This window comes from Bradyrhizobium guangxiense (genome assembly GCF_004114915.1).
GTDB classification, from domain to species: domain Bacteria; phylum Pseudomonadota; class Alphaproteobacteria; order Rhizobiales; family Xanthobacteraceae; genus Bradyrhizobium; species Bradyrhizobium guangxiense.
In genome coordinates, this window is record NZ_CP022219.1 from 5,278,695 (window position 1) to 5,299,684 (window position 20,990).

Annotated in this window: 16 protein-coding genes; 11 read left to right on the forward strand and 5 right to left on the reverse strand. The window is 64.3% G+C overall.

The genetic code is table 11. The annotated features are described in order from the left end of the window. Positions 1-4: 4 nt before the first annotated feature. The 4 genes from X268_RS25255 to X268_RS25270 all read left to right on the forward strand — a co-directional run bounded on the left by X268_RS25255 (position 5) and on the right by X268_RS25270 (position 1,559). Positions 5-328 carry an ArsR/SmtB family transcription factor gene (locus X268_RS25255; RefSeq protein WP_128927437.1) on the forward strand — a complete coding sequence of 108 codons (324 nt, stop codon included), beginning with the start codon at positions 5-7 and terminating at the stop codon, positions 326-328. Continuing rightward, positions 325-756 (forward strand): SRPBCC family protein, encoded by a 432-nt coding sequence (locus X268_RS25260; protein ID WP_128927438.1) that lies wholly within the window; start codon positions 325-327, stop codon positions 754-756. Before X268_RS25255 ends, X268_RS25260 begins: the two co-directional genes overlap by 4 nt. A gap of 139 nt (positions 757-895) precedes the next feature. Next, the gene (locus X268_RS25265) at positions 896-1,099 is read left to right on the forward strand and encodes a hypothetical protein (RefSeq protein ID WP_164937931.1); all 204 of its coding nucleotides are present in this window, start codon (positions 896-898) and stop codon (positions 1,097-1,099) included. Positions 1,100-1,112: 13 nt separating this feature from the next. Continuing rightward, positions 1,113-1,559, forward strand: coding sequence for a DUF1801 domain-containing protein (locus tag X268_RS25270; RefSeq protein ID WP_128927439.1), 447 nt, complete (start codon positions 1,113-1,115; stop codon positions 1,557-1,559). 104 nt (positions 1,560-1,663) lie between these two features. On the opposite strand, the gene X268_RS25275 is transcribed toward X268_RS25270, so the two are convergent. The 3 genes from X268_RS25275 to X268_RS25285 are packed head-to-tail and all read right to left on the reverse strand — an operon-like array spanning position 1,664 to position 6,450. Beyond that, positions 1,664-3,202, reverse strand: a complete 1,539-nt coding sequence (locus tag X268_RS25275) for a SpoVR family protein (protein WP_128927440.1) — start codon at positions 3,200-3,202, stop codon at positions 1,664-1,666. Continuing rightward, complete coding sequence (locus X268_RS25280) at positions 3,199-4,476, reverse strand: YeaH/YhbH family protein (protein ID WP_208764470.1); 1,278 nt, start codon at positions 4,474-4,476, stop codon at positions 3,199-3,201. Before X268_RS25280 ends, X268_RS25275 begins: the two co-directional genes overlap by 4 nt. 30 nt (positions 4,477-4,506) lie before the next feature. Beyond that, positions 4,507-6,450, reverse strand: a complete 1,944-nt coding sequence (locus X268_RS25285; protein ID WP_128927442.1) for a PrkA family serine protein kinase — start codon at positions 6,448-6,450, stop codon at positions 4,507-4,509. An 860-nt stretch (positions 6,451-7,310) separates the two neighbouring features. On the opposite strand from X268_RS25285, the gene X268_RS25290 reads away from it, so the two are divergent. From X268_RS25290 to X268_RS25315, 6 genes are read left to right on the forward strand one after another with little or no spacing between them, the layout of a single operon-like run. Further along, positions 7,311-10,160, forward strand: a complete 2,850-nt coding sequence (locus tag X268_RS25290) for a bifunctional transaldolase/phosoglucose isomerase (protein ID WP_128927443.1) — start codon at positions 7,311-7,313, stop codon at positions 10,158-10,160. A gap of 13 nt (positions 10,161-10,173) precedes the next feature. Beyond that, positions 10,174-11,172: a phosphogluconate dehydrogenase (NAD(+)-dependent, decarboxylating) gene (gnd, locus tag X268_RS25295; protein ID WP_128927444.1), complete on the forward strand. Its 999-nt coding sequence runs from the start codon at positions 10,174-10,176 to the stop codon at positions 11,170-11,172. A gap of 28 nt (positions 11,173-11,200) precedes the next feature. Then, on the forward strand, positions 11,201-12,712 hold the full coding sequence (gene zwf, locus X268_RS25300) for a glucose-6-phosphate dehydrogenase (RefSeq protein WP_128927445.1): 1,512 nt from the start codon (positions 11,201-11,203) through the stop codon (positions 12,710-12,712). Then, positions 12,712-13,461: a 6-phosphogluconolactonase gene (gene pgl, locus X268_RS25305; RefSeq protein ID WP_164938186.1), complete on the forward strand. Its 750-nt coding sequence runs from the start codon at positions 12,712-12,714 to the stop codon at positions 13,459-13,461. Before zwf ends, pgl begins: the two co-directional genes overlap by 1 nt. Further along, entirely contained in the window at positions 13,448-13,978 is a 531-nt protein-coding gene (locus X268_RS25310; protein ID WP_128927447.1) for a gluconokinase, read from the forward strand. The genes pgl and X268_RS25310 overlap by 14 nt, the downstream gene beginning before the upstream one ends. 22 nt (positions 13,979-14,000) lie before the next feature. Next, positions 14,001-14,813 (forward strand): HAD family hydrolase, encoded by an 813-nt coding sequence (locus X268_RS25315; protein WP_128927448.1) that lies wholly within the window; start codon positions 14,001-14,003, stop codon positions 14,811-14,813. A gap of 221 nt (positions 14,814-15,034) precedes the next feature. Here the strand turns inward: X268_RS25315 and X268_RS25320 are convergent, their stop codons facing one another. Both X268_RS25320 and malQ read right to left on the reverse strand, forming a co-directional pair. Next, positions 15,035-16,834: a glycoside hydrolase family 15 protein gene (locus tag X268_RS25320; RefSeq protein ID WP_128927449.1), complete on the reverse strand. Its 1,800-nt coding sequence runs from the start codon at positions 16,832-16,834 to the stop codon at positions 15,035-15,037. A 32-nt stretch (positions 16,835-16,866) separates the two neighbouring features. After that, a complete protein-coding gene (gene malQ / locus X268_RS25325) occupies positions 16,867-18,828 on the reverse strand; it encodes a 4-alpha-glucanotransferase (RefSeq protein WP_128927450.1) in 1,962 nt (653 codons plus the stop codon). A gap of 204 nt (positions 18,829-19,032) precedes the next feature. Between malQ and X268_RS25330 the strand changes: the two genes are divergently transcribed. Next, entirely contained in the window at positions 19,033-20,979 is a 1,947-nt protein-coding gene (locus tag X268_RS25330) for a maltotransferase domain-containing protein (protein WP_128927451.1), read from the forward strand. Positions 20,980-20,990 lie beyond the last annotated feature (11 nt).

A 20,990-nucleotide genomic window follows, 5' to 3' on the forward strand; every position in this document is an offset into this window, starting at 1 on the left:
ACCCATGTCCCCCGCGCCCGATCTCCTGTTCAGGACGCTCGCCGACCCGACCCGGCGGGCGATCTTCGAGCGGCTGTGCCGGGAGGGCGAGCAGACGGTCGGGGCGCTGACGGTGCGATCGGGCGTGTCGCAGCCGGCGGTGTCAAAACATTTGGGCGCACTGAAGCAGGCTGGCCTCGTGCGCGACCGCCATGAGGGACGGCAGACCCATTACAGCGCGCAGCCCGGCGCGCTCAATCCGCTGATCGACTGGAGCAGCCGGATGGCCTCGTTCTGGCAGCGCCGGCTCGACGCACTCGACGATCTCCTGAAGAGGATGGACCAATGACCGAACCCTCAAGCCAGACACGCGCGGTGGTCGTGGAGCGCGAATTTGCCGCTCCCGTCGAGCGGCTCTGGCGCGCGCTGACGCAGCCGCATCTGATCGAGGAATGGCTGATGAAGAACGACTTCAAGCCGACCGTCGGCCATCGCTTCAATCTGCGCGGCGAATGGGGTGGCGTGCTGGATTGCGAGGTGCTCACCATCGAGCCGGAGAAGACGCTCGCCTACACCTGGAATTTTTCTCATGAGGACGCCGCCTTCAACCTCAAGAGCGTCGTGACCTTCACGCTCACCCCGACCGGTTCGGGCACGCATCTGCGCGTCGAGCAGGCGGGCTTCAGCCCAACGCAGAAACAGGCCTATGGCGGCGCGCATGCCGGCTGGAAGCAGTTCCTTGCAAAACTGGACGAGCTGCTGGCGCGGGCCGGCTAAAGCGCGATGAGATCTAGATGAATCGTCATCGCGCTTTAGGTTGTTGTTTGCGCATGATCATTCCGGAAAACCGCTTCGCATTTTTCCGGATCATGCTTGGCACCATCGTCATTCCGATCATTCCGAGAAGGAGATTCCAATGAGCACGCAGATGTGGATCCGGCAGATTCACCGCTGGCTGTCGATGGCCTTCACGCTTGCCGTCATCGCGAACATCGTGGCGATGATCATGCAGCTGCAGGCCGTCTGGATCGGCTTCCTGGCGCTGGTCCCGCTGATTCCGTTGCTCGCGACCGGGCTGTATTTGTTCGCGCTGCCCCATCTCGGCCGCAGCAACGCGTGAACGAGGCGAGAGAATGAAGAAGACCGTGGCCGCGACGAAGGCTGGCGCGACGGACGCGGGCGGGCTGTCGCCCGCCAGGCTGATCGACGGCAGGATCAGGGAGCTCGGCGACTGGCGTGGGGAAACGCTGGGGCGCATTCGCGCGCTGATCAAGGACGCCGATCCTGATGTCGTCGAAGCGTGGAAATGGCGCGGCGTTCCCGTGTGGGAGCACGACGGCATCATCTGCACCGGCGAGACCTACAAGGCAGTGGTGAAGCTGACCTTCGCCAAGGGCGCGGCACTGGATGACCCCTCGGGCCTGTTCAATTCCAGCCTCGACGGCAATGTACGGCGCGCGATCGATATTCGCGAAGGCGAGAAGATCAACGAGAAGGCGTTGAAAGCGCTGATCCGCGCGGCGGTGGAGCTGAACGCGAGCAAGGCGAAGAAGAAGCCGGCGAAGCGATCAGCCTCGTAGGCAGTGTGCCGCCACGAGTGTCTGCCGACGTCGCTAGCCTCTCCCACAAGGGGCGAGGGCGCATCAACGTGCATCTCGCCCCGTTGATCCGTACGAAAGACGCCTCAGGCCACCGCCGCCGGGATCGGCCGCGGGCTCACGACGTATTCGCGCAGGACCTTGTCGTTGGCGTCGACCTCGATCAGCGCGACGTCGTAGGTCCAGAGATCGGCCAAATGCTGCAGCACCCGCTTGGCATCGGTCTCGTTGAGCTGCGAGCCCTTGATGACATGGTGGTGCAGGATCAGGCGGCGGTCGCCAGAGAGATCGACGTCGACCACCTCGATATTGGCATCGATGAAGCCGACATCGTGCTGCCGCGCCAGCTCGCGCCGGACGCGGCGGAAGCCGCGCTCGTCATGGATGGCATCGACGCGGATGCCGGCGCGCTCCTCCGGATCGTCGTGCAGGTGGAACATGCGAAAGTGCCGCATCAATTTCGGGCTCAGGAACTGGCCGATGAAGCTTTCATCGCGGTAGTTGGCCCAGACGTCGCGCAGCACGCCCATCACGTCGTTCTTGCCGGCGATGTCGGGGAACCACTCGCGGTCCTCGTCTTCCGGATTGGTGACGATGCGCTCGATGTCCTGCATCACGGCAAAACCGAGCGCATAAGGGTTGAAGCCGGAGAAGCGCGGATCATCGAATTCGGGCTGAAACACCACGTTGGTGTGCGAGCCCAGGAATTCGAGGAAATTGCCGTCGGTGATGCGGCCCTGCTGATGCAGCTTGGTCATGATGCGATAGTGGACGTAGGTCGCCGTCCCCTCGTTCATCACCTTGGTCTGGCTCTGCGGATAGAAATATTGCGCGATGTGGCGGACGATGCGCAACAGCTCGCGCTGCCACGGCGCCAGCCGCGGCGCGCTCTTCTCCAGGAAGTAGAGCAGGTTCTCCTGCGGCAGGCCGAGCAGCTTGCGGCGGCGCTCGATGCTCAGCGTGGACCGGCTCTTGGCGGCGCCCTTCGGGACTGTGCGCCAGAGGTCGTTGAAGACCTCCTCCTCATGCTGGCGCCGGCGCCCCGCCCGCTTCTCCTCGACGCGCAAGTCCAGCTTCTTCTTGCCGGGATAGCGGTCGATGCCGTGCGACATCAGCGCGTGCGCGGCGTCCAGCGTGCGCTCGACCTCGACGCGGCCATAGCGCTCCTCGCAGGTCGCGACATAGTTCTTGGCGAAGTCGAGATAATCCAGAATGCCCTCGGCGTCGGTCCACTGCTTGAACAGGTAATTGTTCTTGAAGAAGTGGTTGTGGCCGAAGGCGGCGTGGGCGATCACCAGGGTCTGCATCGTCGCCGTGTTCTCCTCCATCAGATAGGAGATGCAGGGCGAGGAGTTGATCACGATCTCATAGGCAAGACCCATCAGGCCCTTGCGGTAGGAGGCCTCATGGAAGGCAAAATGCTTGCCGAACGACCAGTGCTTGTAGAACAAGGGCATGCCGACCGACGAATAGGCGTCCAGCATCTGCTCGGCTGTGATCACCTCGATCTGGTTCGGATAGACCTCGAGCCCGAGATCCTTCAACGCCACCTCCTCGCAGGCATCGGTGATGCGCTGCAAGGTGTGGAAATCCCAATCCGCGCCTTCGAACAATCGTTCCGTCATGGAGCGGCCTTCTCCTGGGCAGTTTCGCGGCGCTGGAACAGATCGTGGAACACCGGAAAGATCTCGCTGCGCTCCGAGACCTTGCGCATCGAGAGCGGTGCGCCGCTGTTGCGCAGGCGCTCATAGAGGCTCCAGAGCGAGGAGTCGGACAGATCGAAGGCGCTGCCGCCGGACTCGCCGACCTCGAGATAGGCAAAGAACTGGCAGACCGGCAGGATCTTGTCGGTCAGCAGCATGCCGGTGAGCTCGCCGTCGGAATAGGAATTGTCGCCATCGGACGCTTGCGCGGCATAGATGTTCCAGTCCGACGGGTTGAAGCGCTCGCGCACGATGTCGTGCATGGCCTGCAGCGCGCTCGAGACCAGCGTGCCGCCCGAGGCCGGGCCGTAGAAGAAGGTCTGCTCGTCGACCTCCTCGGCGCGGTCGGTGTGGCGGATGAAGACGATCTCGACGTGCTTGTAGCGACGCTTCAGGAACACGTAGAGCAGCATGTAGAAGCGCTTGGCGAGATCCTTCATGTGCTCGGACATCGAGCCGGAGACGTCCATCAGGCAGAACATCACCGCCTGCGCCACCGGCCGCGGCACCGTCTCGAAGCGGCGATAGCGGATATCGAGCGGGTCGATGAAAGGGATGCGCTTGGATTTCGCCTTCAGCTTTTCGAGCTGGGCCAATAGCTCCTCACGTTCGTCCTCGTCGGTGCACGCGGCGATCGCAGCCTCGAGCTCCTCGATCTCCTCCTTGCGGGGGCGCTTGAGCGCGATGCGGCGGGCCAGTGCGAGCTTGACCGTCCGGCTCACCGAGATGTTGGCGGGCGAGCCCGACGTGGTGTAGCCGGCGCGCTGAATGCCCTCACTCTCGGTCTGCGCAATCTTGCGCTTGGCGAGATCCGGCAGCTCGAGGTCGTCCAGGAAGAGGTCGACGAATTCGTCGCGGGAGAGCACGAAGCGGAACGCGTCCTCGCTGTCGCCCTCGCCCGGGCCCGAATCCTTGGCGCTGCCCTGGCCGGAGCGCTGGAGATAGTCGCCCTCGACGAACTTCTTGTTGCCGGGCAGCACCATGTCGCGCGTTCCGCCTTCGCGGCGGAAGCGCGGCTCGTGCATGCCGTCGAGGGGAATCGTGACCTCGCCCCCCTCCAGGACGTCCTTGATGTCGCGCTCCTGCGAGGTCTTCTTGACGGCGCCCTGCACCAGGGACTTGGCCCGACGCAAGAACCGCTGGCGGTTCTCAAGACTCTTGCCGCCTGGATTCAGGCGCCTGTCAATAATGTGAATGGGCACTTTACCATTCGCCTCCCATCCGCCTCAACCGGCCTGCTTCACGCGCATGTACCATTCGACGAGCCGGCGAACCTGACGCTCGGTGTAGCCGCGCTCCACCATGCGTGCGACGAACTCGCCGTGTTTCTTCTCCGTCTCGCCGTCCTTCTTCGACCCGAAGGAGATGACCGGAAGCAGGTCCTCGACCTGGGAGAATATCCTCTTTTCGATCACATCGCGAATCTTCTCGTAGGAGGTCCAGGTCGGATTCTTGCCGCCGTTCTGGGCCCGCGACCGTAACGAGAATTTGACGACCTCGTTGCGGAAGTCCTTGGGGTTGGCGATGCCCGCCGGCTTCTCGATTTTCGTCAGCTCCTGGTTCAAAAGCTCGCGATCGAGCAGCTGGCCGGTGTCGGGATCCTTGAAGTCCTGATCCTCGATCCAGGCGTCGGCATAGTCAACGTAGCGGTCGAACAGGTTCTGGCCGTAATCGGAGTAGGATTCCAGATAAGCCTTCTGGATCTCGTTGCCGATGAACTCGGCATAGCGCGGCGCAAGCTCCGCCTTGATGAACTCGAGATAACGTTTCTCGGTCTCCTCCGGCAGCTGCTCGCGGCGGATCGCCTGCTCAAGCGCGTACATCAGATGCACGGCGTCGGCCGCCACTTCCTGCGGATCGTGGTTGAAGGTTGCAGCGAGGATCTTGAAGGCGAAGCGGGTGGAGACGCCGTCCATGCCTTCGTCGACGCCGGCGGCGTCGCGATATTCCTGCACGCTGCGCGCCTTCGGATCGGATTCCTTCAGGCTCTCGCCGTCGTAAACCCGCATCTTGCCGAACAGGGTGGAATTCTCGTGCTTGCGCAGGCGCGACATCACCGAGAACCGCGCCAGCGTCTCCAGCGTCGACGGCGCGCAAGGCGCCGAAGCGAGCTCGGAGCCCTGGATCAGCTTCTCGTAGATCTTCTGCTCTTCGGTGACGCGCAGGCAGTAAGGCACCTTGATGACGCAGATGCGGTCGATGAAGGCCTCGTTGTTCTTGTTGGCCTTGAAGCTCGCCCACTCGGCTTCGTTGGAGTGCGCGAGGATCACGCCGGTGAACGGGATCGCGCCGATGTTCTCGGTGCCGATGTAGTTGCCTTCCTGCGTCGCGGTGAGCAGCGGGTGCAGCATCTTGATCGGCGCCTTGAACATCTCGACGAACTCGAGCACGCCCTGGTTGGCGCGGTTGAGGCCGCCGGAATAGCTGTAGGCGTCGGGATCGTTCTGGGCGTAGGTCTCGAGCTTGCGGATGTCGACCTTGCCGACCAGCGAGGAGATGTCCTGGTTGTTCTCGTCACCGGGCTCGGTCTTGGCGATTGCGATCTGACGCAGCCGCGACGGCTGGATCTTCGCGACCCGGAACTGGGATATGTCGCCGCCGAAGGCTTCCAGCCGCTTGTAGCACCACGGGCTCATCAACCCAGTGAGACGCCGGCGCGGAATGCCGTACTTCTCTTCCAGCATCGGGCCGAGCTGGTCGGGATCGAACAGGCTGAGCGGGCTCTCGAACACCGGCGAGAGCTCGTCGCCGGCCTTGAGCACGTAGATCGGGTGCACCTCCATCAATGACTTCAGCCGCTCGGCGAGCGAAGATTTGCCGCCGCCGACCGGCCCGAGCAGATAGAGGATCTGCTTGCGCTCTTCCAAGCCCTGCGCCGCGTGGCGGAAGAAACCAACGATGCGCTCGATGGTTTCTTCCATGCCGTAGAAGCCGGCGAAGGCCGGATAGGTCCGGATGGTGCGGTTCAAAAAAATACGGCCAAGGCGTGGGTCCTTGGCCGTGTCAATCGTCTGGGGTTCGCCGATCGCCGCTAGCAGTCGTTCGGCCGCGTTCGCGTATTTCATGGGATCGCTTCGACACGATTCCAGATATTCCGCCATCGACATGTCGTGCTGGCTTCTCGCCTCGAACGACCGAGCGAAAGCGTTGAATAGAGAATCGTTGTACATGATCCCTCTCCGCGTGAGTTCCGCTACAAGCTGAAACGAAAGCAGTTACCGGACCGTTCCTCAGGCCGTTTCGAATCAGCGTGAGCACATGACGATCATTGGACACCCGGGTGCCGACACGACGCAACGCACAACGTAGGCACTCCATGAGTTACGAACAGGCACATGCCTGTAATTTGTGCGAATCTCTGACTATATTGGCTCATTTCCAGAAAATGTCACTTGGTCGCAACATCCGGGCCTTCCCGGGGATGCGCCCATCCGGCGCTGCAGCATAGCGAACCGGGAGCGGCGATCTTATGACGCTTGTACGGCGAAGCCTTGAGTGCCGCGTTCATCTTCCTGCTGCAATGCGGCGCGAGGCGTGCTCGCAGCACTGTCTCAAAATCGGCCGCCAGGCCCTCCGGTCGCTCTGCGCGTGACGGCCAAGAAGTCGCGGATGGTGCGGACCTGCCGCTGCAGGGGCGACGTCGGGAAAATCATGTTGCGGCCGCGGCGCGGTTCGACCGAAATCTCCGCAATCGAATCCGACGGCAGAAATTCATTGCCGATGTGGTGATGTGGAGATCGCGGATGCGCAGGCGTTGCCGACGACCACCACTCCGCCGCCGGGTGGGAAGCATCGAGAGCAAAGCCGCCGACGTTGCATAACCAAGCCCGGCCGAACGTTCGGCCAACGACTTTTTACGCAGCAACGGCTACTGCCGCCCGGATCGCCATGATCGCGACGGAGTTACACTGGAGGGTATGACGCCCACACTCTTGATTGGTTCCCTCACGGGAGCATGTAGGCTAGAGGATAGCGCGTCAGGACCGGGGCGGAAACCCCTCGCCCGCAGGCTTGGAGATAAATAAGCATCATGAATCCCGTCAAAGAACTGGAAAAGCACGGACAAGCCGTCTGGCTGGACTTCCTGGCCCGTGGCTTCATCGCCAAGGGCGACCTGAAGCGGCTGATCGACACCGACGGCGTCAAGGGCGTCACCTCCAATCCCTCGATCTTCGAGAAGGCGATCGGCAGCTCGGACGAATACGATGCCCCGATCGGCAAGGCGCTGAAGCGCGGCGACCGGCCCGTGGCCGATTTGTTCGAGGCCGTCGCGGTCGAGGACATCCAGAACGCCGCCGACGTGCTCCGCCCGGTCTATGACCGCCTCAAAGGGCGCGACGGCTATGTCAGCCTTGAGGTCTCGCCCTATCTCGCCATGGACACATCAGGCACAGTGGCGGAAGCACGGCGGCTGTGGAAGGATGTCGCTCGCAAGAACCTGATGGTGAAGGTGCCGGCGACGCCCGAGGGCCTGCCGGCGATCGAACAGCTGATCGGCGAGGGCATCAGCATCAACATCACGCTGCTGTTCGCCAGGGCGGTCTATCTCCAGGTGGCCGAAGCCTACATCGCCGGCCTCGAAAAATACGTCGCCGGCGGCGGCGACCCCTCCCATGTCGCGAGCGTGGCGAGCTTCTTCGTCAGCCGCATCGACAGCGTGGTCGACAAGCAGCTCGACGAGAAGATCGCCCGCGCCAACGACCCTTCCGAGAAGGAGCGGCTCCCCGCGCTCAAGGGCAAGGGCGCGATCGCCAACGCCAAGGTTGCCTATCAGGACTACAAGCGCCTGTTCTCAGGCAGCCGCTGGGACAAGCTCGCGGCCAAGGGCGCCAAGCCGCAGCGCATGCTGTGGGCCTCGACCGGCACCAAGAACAAGGACTACAGCGACGTGCTCTATGTCGAGGAGCTGATCGGCCCCGACACCATCAACACGGTGCCGCCGGCGACGCTGGACGCGTTCCGCGACCACGGCAAGCTGCGCGACAGCCTGGAAGAGAACGTCGACGACGCGAACCGCGTTCTCGAGGAGCTGGAGCGCTCCGGTATCTCGCTCGATGTCATCACCGAGGAGCTGGTCAAGGACGGCGTCAAGCTGTTCGCGGATGCCGCCGACAAGCTCTACGGCGCGGTCGCCCACAAGCGCGCCACCGTGCTGGGGCCAGCGCTCGACCGGCAGGACCTCTCGCTCGGTGACGGGCTCGGCAAGGCCGTGGCCAAAAGCACCGAGGAATGGCGCGCGGCCGCAAAGATCCGCAGGCTGTGGCAGCGCGACAAGTCGGTCTGGACCGGCGCGGACGAGGACAAATGGCTCGGCTGGCTCGACAGCGCGGCCAAGGCCGACGTCGCCGATTACGAGGATTATGCTGGCCGCGTGAAGGGCCAGAAGTTCTCCGACGCCGTCGTGCTCGGCATGGGCGGATCGAGCCTCGGCCCCGAGGTTCTGGCCGAGACCTTTGGCAAGAAGCCCGGTTTCCCGAAGCTCCATGTGCTGGACTCCACGGATCCGGCGCAGGTCCGCGCGATGGAATCGAAGATCGACATCGCCAACACCGTGTTCATCGTGTCGAGCAAGTCCGGCGGCACCACCGAGCCGAACGCGATGAAGGACTATTTCCATGATCAGGTTGCCAAGGCGGTGGGTGCGAAGGTGAAGACCGGCCATCGCTTCATCGCGGTGACCGATCCCGGCTCGTCGCTGGAGAAGGCGGCCAAGAAGCTGAACTATGCCCGCATCTTCCGTGGCGAGCCCTCGATCGGCGGCCGCTATTCGGTGCTCTCGCCGTTCGGCCTGGTGCCGGCGGCAACCGCGGGCATCGACGTCAAGACCATCGTCAAGCATGCGCTGGCGATGCCCCGCTCCTGCGGACCGGACGTGCCGCCGAGCGAGAATCCGGGTGTGCAGCTCGGCCTCGCCATCGGCCTCGCGGGCCTCGAAGGCCGCGACAAGGTGACGATCCTGGCATCTAAGAAGATCGCCGATTTCGGCGCCTGGGCCGAGCAGCTCATCGCGGAATCGACCGGCAAGGAGGGCAAGGGCCTGATCCCGATCGAGGGCGAGCCGCTGGGCGATCCCTCCGTCTACGGTAACGACCGTTTCTTCATCGACATCCGCGTCGAAGGCGAAGCGGATGCCGCCCATGATTCCAAGCTTGCCGCGATCGAGGCGGCCGGCCATCCCGTGGTGCGCATCGCCATGAAGTCGATCGACCATCTCGGCCAGGAGTTCTTCCGCTTCGAGATGGCAACGGCGGTGGCAGGCAGCATCCTCGGCATCAACCCGTTCGACCAGCCGGACGTGGAAGCGGCCAAGATCAAGACCCGCGAGCTCACCGCCGCATTCGAGAAGACCGGTGCCCTGCCACAAGAAGAGCCGGTGGTCAGCACCGATGAGGCCGATCTCTACACCGACGAAGCCAACGCCACGGCGCTGCGCGCCGCCGGCGCCAATGGCGATCTCACCTCCTGGCTGAAGGCGCATCTGTCGCGCTCGGGCGACGGCGACTATGTCGCCCTGCTCGGCTATATCGCGCGCGACAAGGCCACGATCGATGCGCTCCAGGCCATGCGGCTGGAGGTGCGCGAGAAGCGGCATGTCGCGACCTGCGCCGAGTTCGGCCCGCGCTTCCTGCACTCGACCGGTCAGGCCTACAAGGGCGGCCCCGACAGCGGCGTGTTCCTCCAGATCACCGCCGACGATGCCAAGGACCTCGCGGTGCCCGGCCAGAAGGCCAGCTTCGGCGTGATCAAGGCGGCGCAGGCCCGCGGCGATTTCGACGTGCTCACCGAACGCGGCCGGCGCGCGCTGCGGGTCCACCTGAAGGGCGGGCTCAAGAAGGGCCTCGCGGCCCTCAACGCGGCACTCAACGACGCGCTGAATTAAGGGAATCTCTCACATGCAACTCGGCATGATCGGCCTCGGCCGGATGGGCGGCAACATCGTTCGCCGCCTGATGCGCCAGGGACATTCGACCGTGGTGTACGACAAGGACGCCAAGGCCGTCGCCGGCCTTGCCGCCGACGGCGCAACCGGCTCGGCAACGCTCGAAGAATTCATCGCGAAGCTCGAACGGCCGCGCACGGCCTGGGTGATGCTGCCGGCCGGCCACATCACTGAGACGACCATCGACACCATCGCGGGCGTGATGCAGGAAGGTGACGTCATCATCGACGGTGGCAACACCTTCTGGCAGGACGACGTCCGCCGCGGCAAGGCGTTGAAAGCGCGCGGCATTCACTATGTCGACGTCGGCACCTCGGGCGGCGTCTGGGGGCTCGATCGCGGCTATTGCATGATGATCGGCGGCGAGAAGCAGGTGGTCGACCGGCTCGATCCGATCTTCGCCGCGCTCGCGCCCGGCGCCGGCGACATTCCGCGCACGGAGGGACGCGACGGCCGCGATCCCCGCATCGAGCAGGGCTACATCCATGCCGGCCCCGTCGGCGCCGGCCACTTCGTCAAGATGATTCACAACGGCATCGAATACGGCCTGATGCAGGCCTATGCCGAGGGTTTCGACATTCTCAAGAACGCCAACATCGACGCATTGCCGGCAGATCATCGTTATGATTTCGATCTTGCAGACATCGCCGAAGTGTGGCGGCGCGGCAGCGTGATCCCGTCCTGGCTGCTCGACCTCACCTCGACCGCGCTCGCCGACAGCCCGCAGCTCTCGGAATATTCCGGTTTCGTCGAGGATTCCGGCGAAGGCCGCTGGACAGTCAATGCCGCGATCGACGAGGCCGTGCCGGCCGAAGTGCTGACTGCAGCGCTCTACACACGTTTCCGTTCCCGCAAGGAACACACCTTCGCCGAGAAAATTCTCTCCGCGATGCGTGCGGGGTTCGGTGGGCACAAGGAGCCGAAGCGGCCGGGTGCTTCGAAGCCGAAATAAGACGTAACAAAGCGAAGGCCAATCGTTCGTGACAAAAGCCCCGCAAGCCAAGCGCAAGCCGGAAAATTGCGCCTTCGTCATCTTTGGCGTCACCGGCGACCTCACCCATCGCCTGGTGATCCCGTCGCTCTACAATCTGGCGGCCGAGAACCTGCTGCCGGAAAAGTTCTGCGTTGTCGGCGTCGCCCGCAAGAGCCAGACGGATGAGCAGCTGCGCGACAGCCTGATGAAGGGCCTGCGCGAGTTCGCAACCCGGCCCGTGGACGATGTCGTCGCCAAGCAGCTGCTGGAATGCGTCACCTTCGTCGAGGCCGATCCGAAGGACCCGCCGTCGTTCGACCGCTTGCGCGCGCATCTGGACTCACTGGAGTGCTCGCAAGGCACCGGCGGCAACCGCCTGTTCTACCTCGCGACCCCGCCCACGGCGTTCGCGCCGACCGCGCGCGAGCTCGGCCGCACTGGAATGATGAAGGAGAACGGCGCCTGGCGGCGGCTGGTGATCGAAAAGCCGTTCGGCACCGACCTCGCCTCGGCGCGCGCGCTCAACGCCGAGCTCTTGAAGATCATGGAGGAGCACCAGATCTACCGGATCGATCATTATCTCGGCAAGGAGACGGTGCAGAACATCCTGGTGCTGCGCTTCGCCAACGGCATGTTCGAGCCGATCTGGAATCGCAACCACATCGACCACATCCAGATCACGGTGGAGGAGAAGCTCGGAGTCGGTCATCGCGGCGGCTTCTACGATGCCACCGGCGCGCTGCGCGACATGGTGCCGAACCATCTGTTCCAGCTGATGTCGCTGGTCGCGATGGAGCCGCCGGCGCGTTTCGATGCCCATTCCGTACGCTCGGAGAAGGCCGAAGTGCTCACCTCGGTCCAGCGGCCAAGCCTGGAGGAGGCGCTGAAGAGCTCGGTCCGCGCGCAATATCTGGCGGGGCGGATCGGCGACGACGAGATCCCGGATTATCGCAAGACCGAGGACGTCAAGCCCGACAGCACCACCGAGACCTATGTCGCGCTGAAACTGATGATCGACAATTGGCGCTGGGCCGGCGTGCCGTTCTATTTGCGCACCGGCAAGGCGCTCGGCCACAAGCGCACCGAAGTCGCGATCAAGTTCAAGCAGGCGCCGCTGTCGATGTTCTCGGGCACGACAGTCGACCGCCTGTCGCAGAACTTCCTCACCATCGGCATCGCGCCGACCGAGACCATCGAGCTGCAGTTCAACGCCAAGATTCCCGGGCCGAGCGTCACCATCGACGGCGTCGAGATGAAGTTCCGCTACGGCGACTATTTCCGCGCCGATCCTTCGACCGGCTACGAGACGTTGATCTACGACTGCATGATCGGCGACAACATCCTGTTCCAGCGCGCCGACGGCATCGAGGCCGGATGGCAGGCGGTGCAGCCGTTCCTGGATGCCTGGAAGAGCGCGGGCACCAACGGCATTGAGACCTACGAAGCCGGCAGCGACGGTCCGGCCTGCGCCGACGAGCTGCTGCGGCGCGACGGGCGAAGCTGGCGGAAGTTTTCGTGATGGCTCCGGCGGGCCAGCCGAAGCTGATCGTCGCGGCCGACGCGGAGGCTCTCGCCCACGCCGCGGCCGAACGGGTGATGGCACGGATTGCAGCCAATCCCGGCCGCATCGCCATCTGCCTGACCGGCGGCTCCAGCCCGAAGAAGCTCTATCAATTGCTCGGCAGCGATGCCTGGCGCGGCAAGATCCCATGGGAGCGGGTGCACTGGTTCATCGGTGACGAGCGCTTCGTCCCCGAGAGCGATCCTCTCAACAACATGGCGGTCGCGCGCGCGACGTTTCTCGATGGCAATGCGCCTGCCGGCCACATCCATCCGATCCCGACCACGACTGGAAATCCCGATGCCGGTGCCGAAGCCTATGCGCGCGAGCTGCAGGCTTTCTACGGCGCAGACCAGCTCGATCCGTCGCGCCCGCTGTTCGACCTGGTCCTGATGGGCGTTGGACCGGACGGCCACACCGCCTCGTTGTTTCCCGGCTTTCCCGAAATCGAGGAGACCGAGCGCTGGGTCGCTGGCGTGCCCAAGGCCAATGTCGCGCCGTTCGTGCCGCGGGTCTCGCTCACCCTGCCTGTCCTCGCGTCGTGCCATCAAATGCTGTTCGAGATTGCCGGGCACGACAAGCAGGCGATCTTGACGCGCCTCCTCAATGGCGAGACTCTGCCGGCGTTACGCGCGCGCTCGAACGGGGAAACCGTCTGGCTGGTCGACAGGGCCGCGCTTCCGGAGGGCATTCGTGGGCCGCGTTGAAGTACCTTGTGCATTGATCGTGATGGGCGTGTCGGGTTCGGGCAAGAGCACGATCGCGGCGGCGCTGGGCCAGCGGCTCCGCTGGCGCTTCGAGGACGGCGACAGCTTTCATCCCGCCAGCAATGTCGAGAAAATGCGAACCGGCCACCCGCTCACCGACGAGGATCGCTGGCCCTGGCTCAACGCCATTGCCGACGAGATGGCGCGAGTCTGCGGACGCGGCGAGCAAATCATCATCGCCTGCTCGGCGCTCAAGCACAGCTATCGCGACGTGCTGCTGCGCGGGCGCGACGATGTCCGTTTCGTCTTCCTGAAGGGCACCAAGGAACTGATCGCCGAGCGGCTCCCGCAGCGTAAGGGCCATTTCATGCCGCCCGGGCTGCTGACCAGCCAGTTCGACACGCTGGAGCCACCGGAAGCGGGCGAGCTGGTCATCACCGTCTCGATCGACGAGACGGTCGAAGCGATCGTGGACGGCATCGTGCGGCAATTGAAGCTGGGCGGGGCGAAACGCTGAGAACCGAACCTAAGGTCCTGTCATGACGCAAATCTCACTCGTGGTGTCCGACGTCGACGGCACGCTGCTGACCAAGGACAAGACCCTGACCGACCGCGCGAGACATGCGGTACAGCGGCTGCACAAGGCCGGCATCGGCTTCACCATCACGTCCAGCCGTCCGGCCATCGGCATGCGTTTCCTGATCGAGCCGCTGGCGCTGTGGCTACCGGTCGGCCCGTTCAACGGCTCCTCGATCGTCGATCCCGAGATGCGGCCGGTCGAGCAGCACCTGATCCCTGCCGGCGCGGCCGAGCGGTCCTTGCAGATTCTCCGCGAGTACGGCGCCGACGTCTGGCTCTTCACCGCCGACAAATGGCTGATCGACAATCCCAGCGGCAGCTACGTCGGCCACGAGCAGCACACGATCCGCGCCGACCCCACCATCGCGCCCGATTTCGCGCCGTACCTTTCGAGCGCCTGCAAGATCGTCGGTGCCAGCGCCGATGCCGCGCGGCTCGCGGCCTGCGAGAAGGCGATGCAGGAGGCGCTCGGCCGTGAAGCCACCGCCGTCCGCTCGCAGACCTATTATCTCGACATCACGCCGCCCGGCTTCAACAAGGGCACGTTCGTCGAGGCGATGGCCAGGCACTTGGGCATTGCGACCGGGGCCGTCGCCACCATCGGCGACATGCAGAACGACCTCGCGATGTTCGCCGTCAGCGGCATCTCGATCGCCATGGGCAATGCCGCCGACAACGTCAAGGACCAGGCCACCCACGTCACCGCGAGCAACGAGCAGGACGGCTTTGCCGAAGCGATGGAGATGATCTTGAAGCGGAATGGGTTGGGTTGAGCATCCGCAAGGTCGGGTTGAAGCGGCCTGCTCAAATCTCTCACCGTCATCCTGAGGTGCTCGTCCTGCAACGCAGGACGAGCCTCGAAGGGCGACGGGCCGGCTGCATCCCGTCCGCTCATCCTTCGAGGCTCGCCAAGCTCCGCTTCGCGTCGCACGGCTCGCGCCTCAGGATGACGGGTCTAATATGGCGTTCTCGCGGAAACAATCGAACCTACGAGCTACTTCGACCGCTGCTGCGCCGGCTTCTCGCTCTCCTGCCGCGCCGCAGACAGATTGTGCGCGGTGTTGATCAGCGCGATGTGGGTCAGCGCCTGTGGAAAATTGCCGGTCTGGCGCCGGGCGACTGAATCATATTCCTCGGCCAACAGACCGACGTCGTTGGCGATCCCGGCCACACGATCGAGCAAGGTTTGCGCCTTGTCGAGATCGCCCGACAGCACATGGGCATCAGCCAGCCACAATGTGCAGGCAAGGAACGCGCCTTCCAGCGGCGGCTGCCCCGCGGGCAGCTCGCGCGGATCATGGCGCAGCACGAAGCCGTCGCGCATCAGGCATCTCTCGACGGCGGCGATGGTGCCGCAAATGCGCGGGTCCGACGCCGGCAGGAAGCCGACCGCCGGCAGCAGCAGCACGCTGGCATCGAGCAGCTTCAAGCCGTAAGACTCCACGAAGGCGTTCTCCTCCGCATCGAAACCTTTGTTGCAGACGTCGCGATGAATGGCCTCGCGCAAGGTGCGCCAGTGCAGCAGCGGCGCCTTGAAGCCAAATATCTCGGCGCTCTTGATGCCGCGGTCGAAAGCGACCCAGGTCATGACCTTCGAGAACACGTAGTGCTTCGGCTCTCCGCGCCGCTCCCAGACGCCGTGATCAGGCCGGTCCCAGACTTCGGCCAGATGATTGAGCACGGCGCATTCGAGGGCCCAGCTTTCCTCGTCGAGCTTCAGCTTGGCCATGCGCGATTGGTGGAACGCGTCGATCAACTCGCCGTAGACGTCGAGCTGGAGCTGCGCATGGGCGGCATTGCCGACGCGCACCGGCCGCGCGCCCTCATAGCCGTCGAGCCAGCCCGCCTCCCATTCCAGGAGCCGCCGCTGGCCCCAGATGCCGTACATGATCTGCATGTTCGCGGGCGAGCCGGCGGCGGCGCGCAGCAGCCAATTGTGCCAGGCCGATGCCTCCTCGGTGTAGCCCGAGTTCATCAGCGCCAGCAGCGTGAAGGTGGCATCGCGCAGCCAGCAGAAGCGGTAATCCCAGTTCCTGGTGCCGCCGAGCTTTTCCGGCAAGGAAGTGGTCGGCGCCGCGACGATGCCGCCGGTCGGGCCAAAAGTCAGCGCCTTCAGCGTGATCAGTGAGCGCATGACAAGATCGCGATAATCCCCGTCGCGGGTGCAATGACCGCACCAATCCCGCCAGAACGTCTCGGTCTCCTCGAGCGCAACTTCCGGGTCGATCGGCTTGGGCGGCTCGAGATGCGAGGGGCCGTAGGTCAGAACGAACGGCACGGTCTCGCCTGCGCTCACTTCGAAGTCGGCAACCGTGGTCAGATCCTCGCCGCGGGTCTCCACCGGCGTGCGCAGCACCGTCATGTCCTGGCCGGCGATTGCCATCAGGGAATGGTCGATCCGCCGCACCCAGGGGATGTCGGTGCCGAAGCCGAAGCGGATCACGAGCTCCATTTGCATCTTCACCGTGCCCTTGAGGCCACGCACCAGCCGCACGATGTCGGACGCCTTGCCGCGCGGCGGCATGAAGTCGATCAGCGCAACGGTACCGGTCTGCGTCTCGAAGCGCGTTTCGAGGATGAGGGTATCGCCGAGATAACGCCGCGATGTCTTCGTGACGTCCTCGCTGGGCGCGATCAGCCAGCGGCCGTTCTTGCGGGTACCGAGGATGGCAGCAAAGCAGGCGTCGGAATCGAAGGCCGGCCAGCACAGCCAGTCGATCGAACCGCTCCGCCCGACCAGCGCTGCGGTCTCGCAATCACCGATCAGCGCATAGTCTTCGATCCTCTGGGACAATGTCGTGCAAGCCTGGGAAGGCCCCCGGCGTTTCAACTCCCGCCGGTCAACGACCGTTCCCGTGTCGCCGCTCGCAAGGCCGTGAGGTCGAGCTTGGCGGCGATCTTGTCGAGCGTGACCGGAAGGCGCTGGCGCCAGTTCGGATGTTCGTCGATCGTGCCGGGAATGTTGGGCTGGTCGATCACGCCGAGCAAATCCTCCATCGACACCGCGAGCAAGCGCGAGGGCGTGCGCGACAGGAAGGCGAGCACCGAATAGAGATCGTTGTTGCCGATGCCGTTCTGGCGCAGGATCTCGTCGAGCCTGCCGAGCGCATCCCAGCGCGCCTGGTCGTTCTCGCCGGGATCGAGCCCGAGCGAGCGCTTCATCTTGAGATCGCTGAAGGAGCGCCAGCCGGCATAGGTGCACAGGTCATGCGTGTTCAGCGTCACCAGCGCGTTGGGCCGGTAGTGGTCGACATTACGGAAATGGCCGGCATCGTCGCGCTCGAACATCATGACGAGATAGGACCAGATGCCGAAATCCTGCATGGTCTCGCGAAAGCCTTCCGGCACGGTGCCGAGGTCCTCGCCGATCACGATGCATTTGTGGGCTGCGCTCTCGCGCACCACGGCTGCAAGCAGCGCCTCGAACGGCATCTGCACATAGGCGCCGTTATCCGGCTTGAAGCCGCGCGGCACGAGATAGAGCCGCTTCAGGCCGAGCACGTGATCGAGCCGGATGGCGCCGGCATGGCGCATCGACGCGGCCAGCATGTCGGCAAACGGCACGAAGGATTGCGCCTCGAGCCCACCGGCGTTGAAGCCGGCAAGGCCCCAGTCCTGGCCGATGGTGTTGAGCACGTCGGGCGGCGCGCCGACGGCGAGATGGCGGGAGATCGCCGTCTGCTCGTTCCAGGCATCGAAGCCGTTCGACTGCACGCCGACGGCGACGTCGAGATAGAGCCCGACCCGCATGCCGAGCTGGCTGGCAAGCTCCTTGGCGGCGTGCAGCTGGCTGTCCGCGGTCCATTGCACGAACTCGACGAACTCGACCTCGCGCCTGTCAGGACCCTTGTGCAACTCGGCGCATTTGGCTTCGTCCGGCTGTTGCCATTCGGACGGCCATTCCCACCACGGCCGGTTGAAGCGATGGCGCAGCACCTCGAAGCAGGCAAAGCGGGACAACAGAGGCGCGCGGGCGGCGCGGAAGGCATCGAATGCCTTGCGGCGCGAGGCGCTCGCGCTCGTCACGAAGCTGTTATAGGCGGCACGCAGGCCCAGCCATTTCAACGCCGCCATGTCAGCGTAGGGCACGCGATCGCCTTGGCGCAGACGGACGGCGGTCGCGGCCGCATCGGGCACGAGGTCCGCCGAGAATTCGGGAATGGCCTCGACGTCGATATAGAGCGGATTGAGGAACAGCCGGCTGTTCGGCGAATACGGGCTGCAATCGGCCGGGTGATCGTCAAACAGGACGTGCAGCGGATTGAGCCCGACGCCGTCGGCTCCGAGCTGCTTGGCGAGCCGGACCAGGTCTGCGAGATCAGTGAAATCGCCGATGCCCCAATTGCGCTCCGAACGGACGCTGTAGAGCTGCACGGCGAGCAGCCAGCCGCGGTCGAAATCGCCGCCGAAGGCCCGCTCGGGCGCCACGATCATCGGCACGTCTTCCGTCACACCTTCGGCATCGGTCAGTGTCAACCGGTGATAACCGAGCGGTAGGCCGGCGGGCCAGGCGATCACGGGCTCGCGCGTCTCGCCTTGGGCAATCGATTTGCCGCTTGCGGTCAAATTCCATTTGAGCGGCGGCGTCCCGGTTGCCGCCAGTTCGGTGCGCGGATGTCCCAGGGCACGGACTACGACCGGCCCGCTGACGAAGCGGTAGACCCGCTTCTCCGGCAGGGCATCGAGGATGGATTTGAGCGCCTCGGGCGCGGTGACCCGCAGCTTGCCGAGGGCGTCAACGAATTCGGATTGAACGCCCTTGATCTGGGCTTGAGCTAAAAGATCCATTCGGCACGCAGCTTGCAGGCCATTGTTTGGCCGGTGGCATCGATTTTAACGAGGTCGCGGAAGAGGTTAGTCAGGGGTAACTCGCAAACTGCGCTTGCCGTTCCCCAGGGAACCAATGACACACAAGCGGCTTTCTATAATGGTACCAAGCGTAGGTTCCCGACAAGGGAAACGGGCTCCTGCTTTCTTGTCAATGGCATCACCGTGAACAAGACAATTCAAACTGTCGAAAGTGCCGCAGCCGGCAGCGCTTTCCTCATCGAAGACATCTATCCCTTGATCGACGGCGGTCGCTTCGCCGTGAAGCGGATCGCTGGCGACCGTGTCGAGGTGTGGGCCGATGTCTACCGCGATGGCGACGCCGTGGTCGGGGCCGCGCTGCTCTGGCGCCCTGAGCAGGAGCGGGACTGGCGGCGGGAGCCGATGGTCCATCACGGCAATGACCGCTGGTCCGGCGCGTTCACTCCGCTGGAGCCGGGCCAATACGTCTATGCGATCGAAGCCTGGACCGACGAGTTCGCCACCTGGTCCCACGCTGTCATGCGCAAGCAACGTACCGGCACCGATGTCAGCCTCGATGCCCTCGAAGGTGCCGGCCTGCTGACCAAGGCGTATGGTGCGCGGCAGGACGCAGCTGCGGTCATCGTGAGGCAATGCGAGGATTATCTTCAAACCGGCGATGTCACCTCGCTGCTTGCGGCCGAGCTTGGCGAAGCCATGGCCGAGAGCCAGTCCCGGCCCGACCTGACCCTTTCACCGCCCTTCCCGCTGACCATCGACCGCGGCAGAGCGCGGTTTGGCGCCTGGTATCAGATGATGCCGCGCAGCCAGAGCCGGATCCCCGGCCACCACGGCACGCTGCGCGACTGCATCACGCGTGTGGCGGACATCGCCGCGATGGGTTTTGACGTGCTCTATTTCACGCCGATCCATCCCATCGGCCGCAGCCGCCGCAAGGGGCGCAACAATGCGCCGGTGGCGACCGCAGGCGAACCCGGCTCACCCTACGCGATCGGCGCCGCCGAGGGTGGCCACGATGCGCTGCACCCCGAGCTCGGCACCATCGAGGATTTCCGCGCCCTGGTTGCGACCTGCCTCGAATATGGCGTCGAGCTCGCGCTCGACTTCGCCGTGCAATGCTCGCCGGACCATCCCTGGCTGACGCAGCATCCGGAATGGTTCAAATGGCGGCCGGACCGCTCGGTGCGGGCGGCGGACGGCCCCTATTCGGACATCGTGATTCTCGACTTCGCCTCGGTCGACCGCATCGGCCTTTGGAACGCCTTTCGCGATGTCATGCTGTTCTGGATCGACCAAGGCGTCACCATCTTCGCCATCGACAATCACGACACCGCGCCGCTTGCCTTCTGGGAGTGGTTGATCGGCGACATCCGCCGCCGGCATCCCGAGGTGATCCTGTTCTCCAAGACCTTTGCGCGACCGAAGCTGATGAAGGGACTCGCCAAGCTCGGTTTTGCGCAGTCCTTCACCTATTTCCCCTGGCGCACGTCGCGATCGGAGCTGGAGCAATATCTCGACGAGCTGGCGCGCTATCCCGAGCGCGACTTCTATCGTCCGAACCTGTTCGTCAACACGCCCGATCTGCTGCCCTATCATCTCCAGAGCGGAGAGGCCTGGATGTTCAAGTCGCGCGTTGCACTGGCCGCGACGATGTCGGGCAGCTACGGCATGTACAGCGGCTTCGAGCTGCTGGAACACGCGGCGATCCCCGGTCGGGAGGAATATCTCGATTCCGAGAAATATCAGATCCGGCAGCGCGACTGGGACCGGCCCGGCAACGTCAAATCCTACATTGCCGACCTCAACCGCATCCGCAACGAGAACGCCGCGCTCCAGCAGACCGCGAATTTGCGTTTCCTCAATATCGAAGACGGCGAGACGATCGCCTTCGTCAAGGAGGCGGCCGAGCCCGCCAACACCGTCGTCATCGTGATCGCGCTCTCCGGTCACGTGCGCGAATCCTGGCTGCCGCTCGGCGACGTCACGGTTGACGCCGGCGGGCAGCGGCACCATGTGACGACACTCGAAAATCTTCTCACCGGCGAACAGTCCCGCATCGAATGGGGCGGGATCAGGTTGCGTATCGATCCCGACCGCGATCCGGCACTTCTGTTCCGCTGCCTGGCGTAAGGGTCCACGCC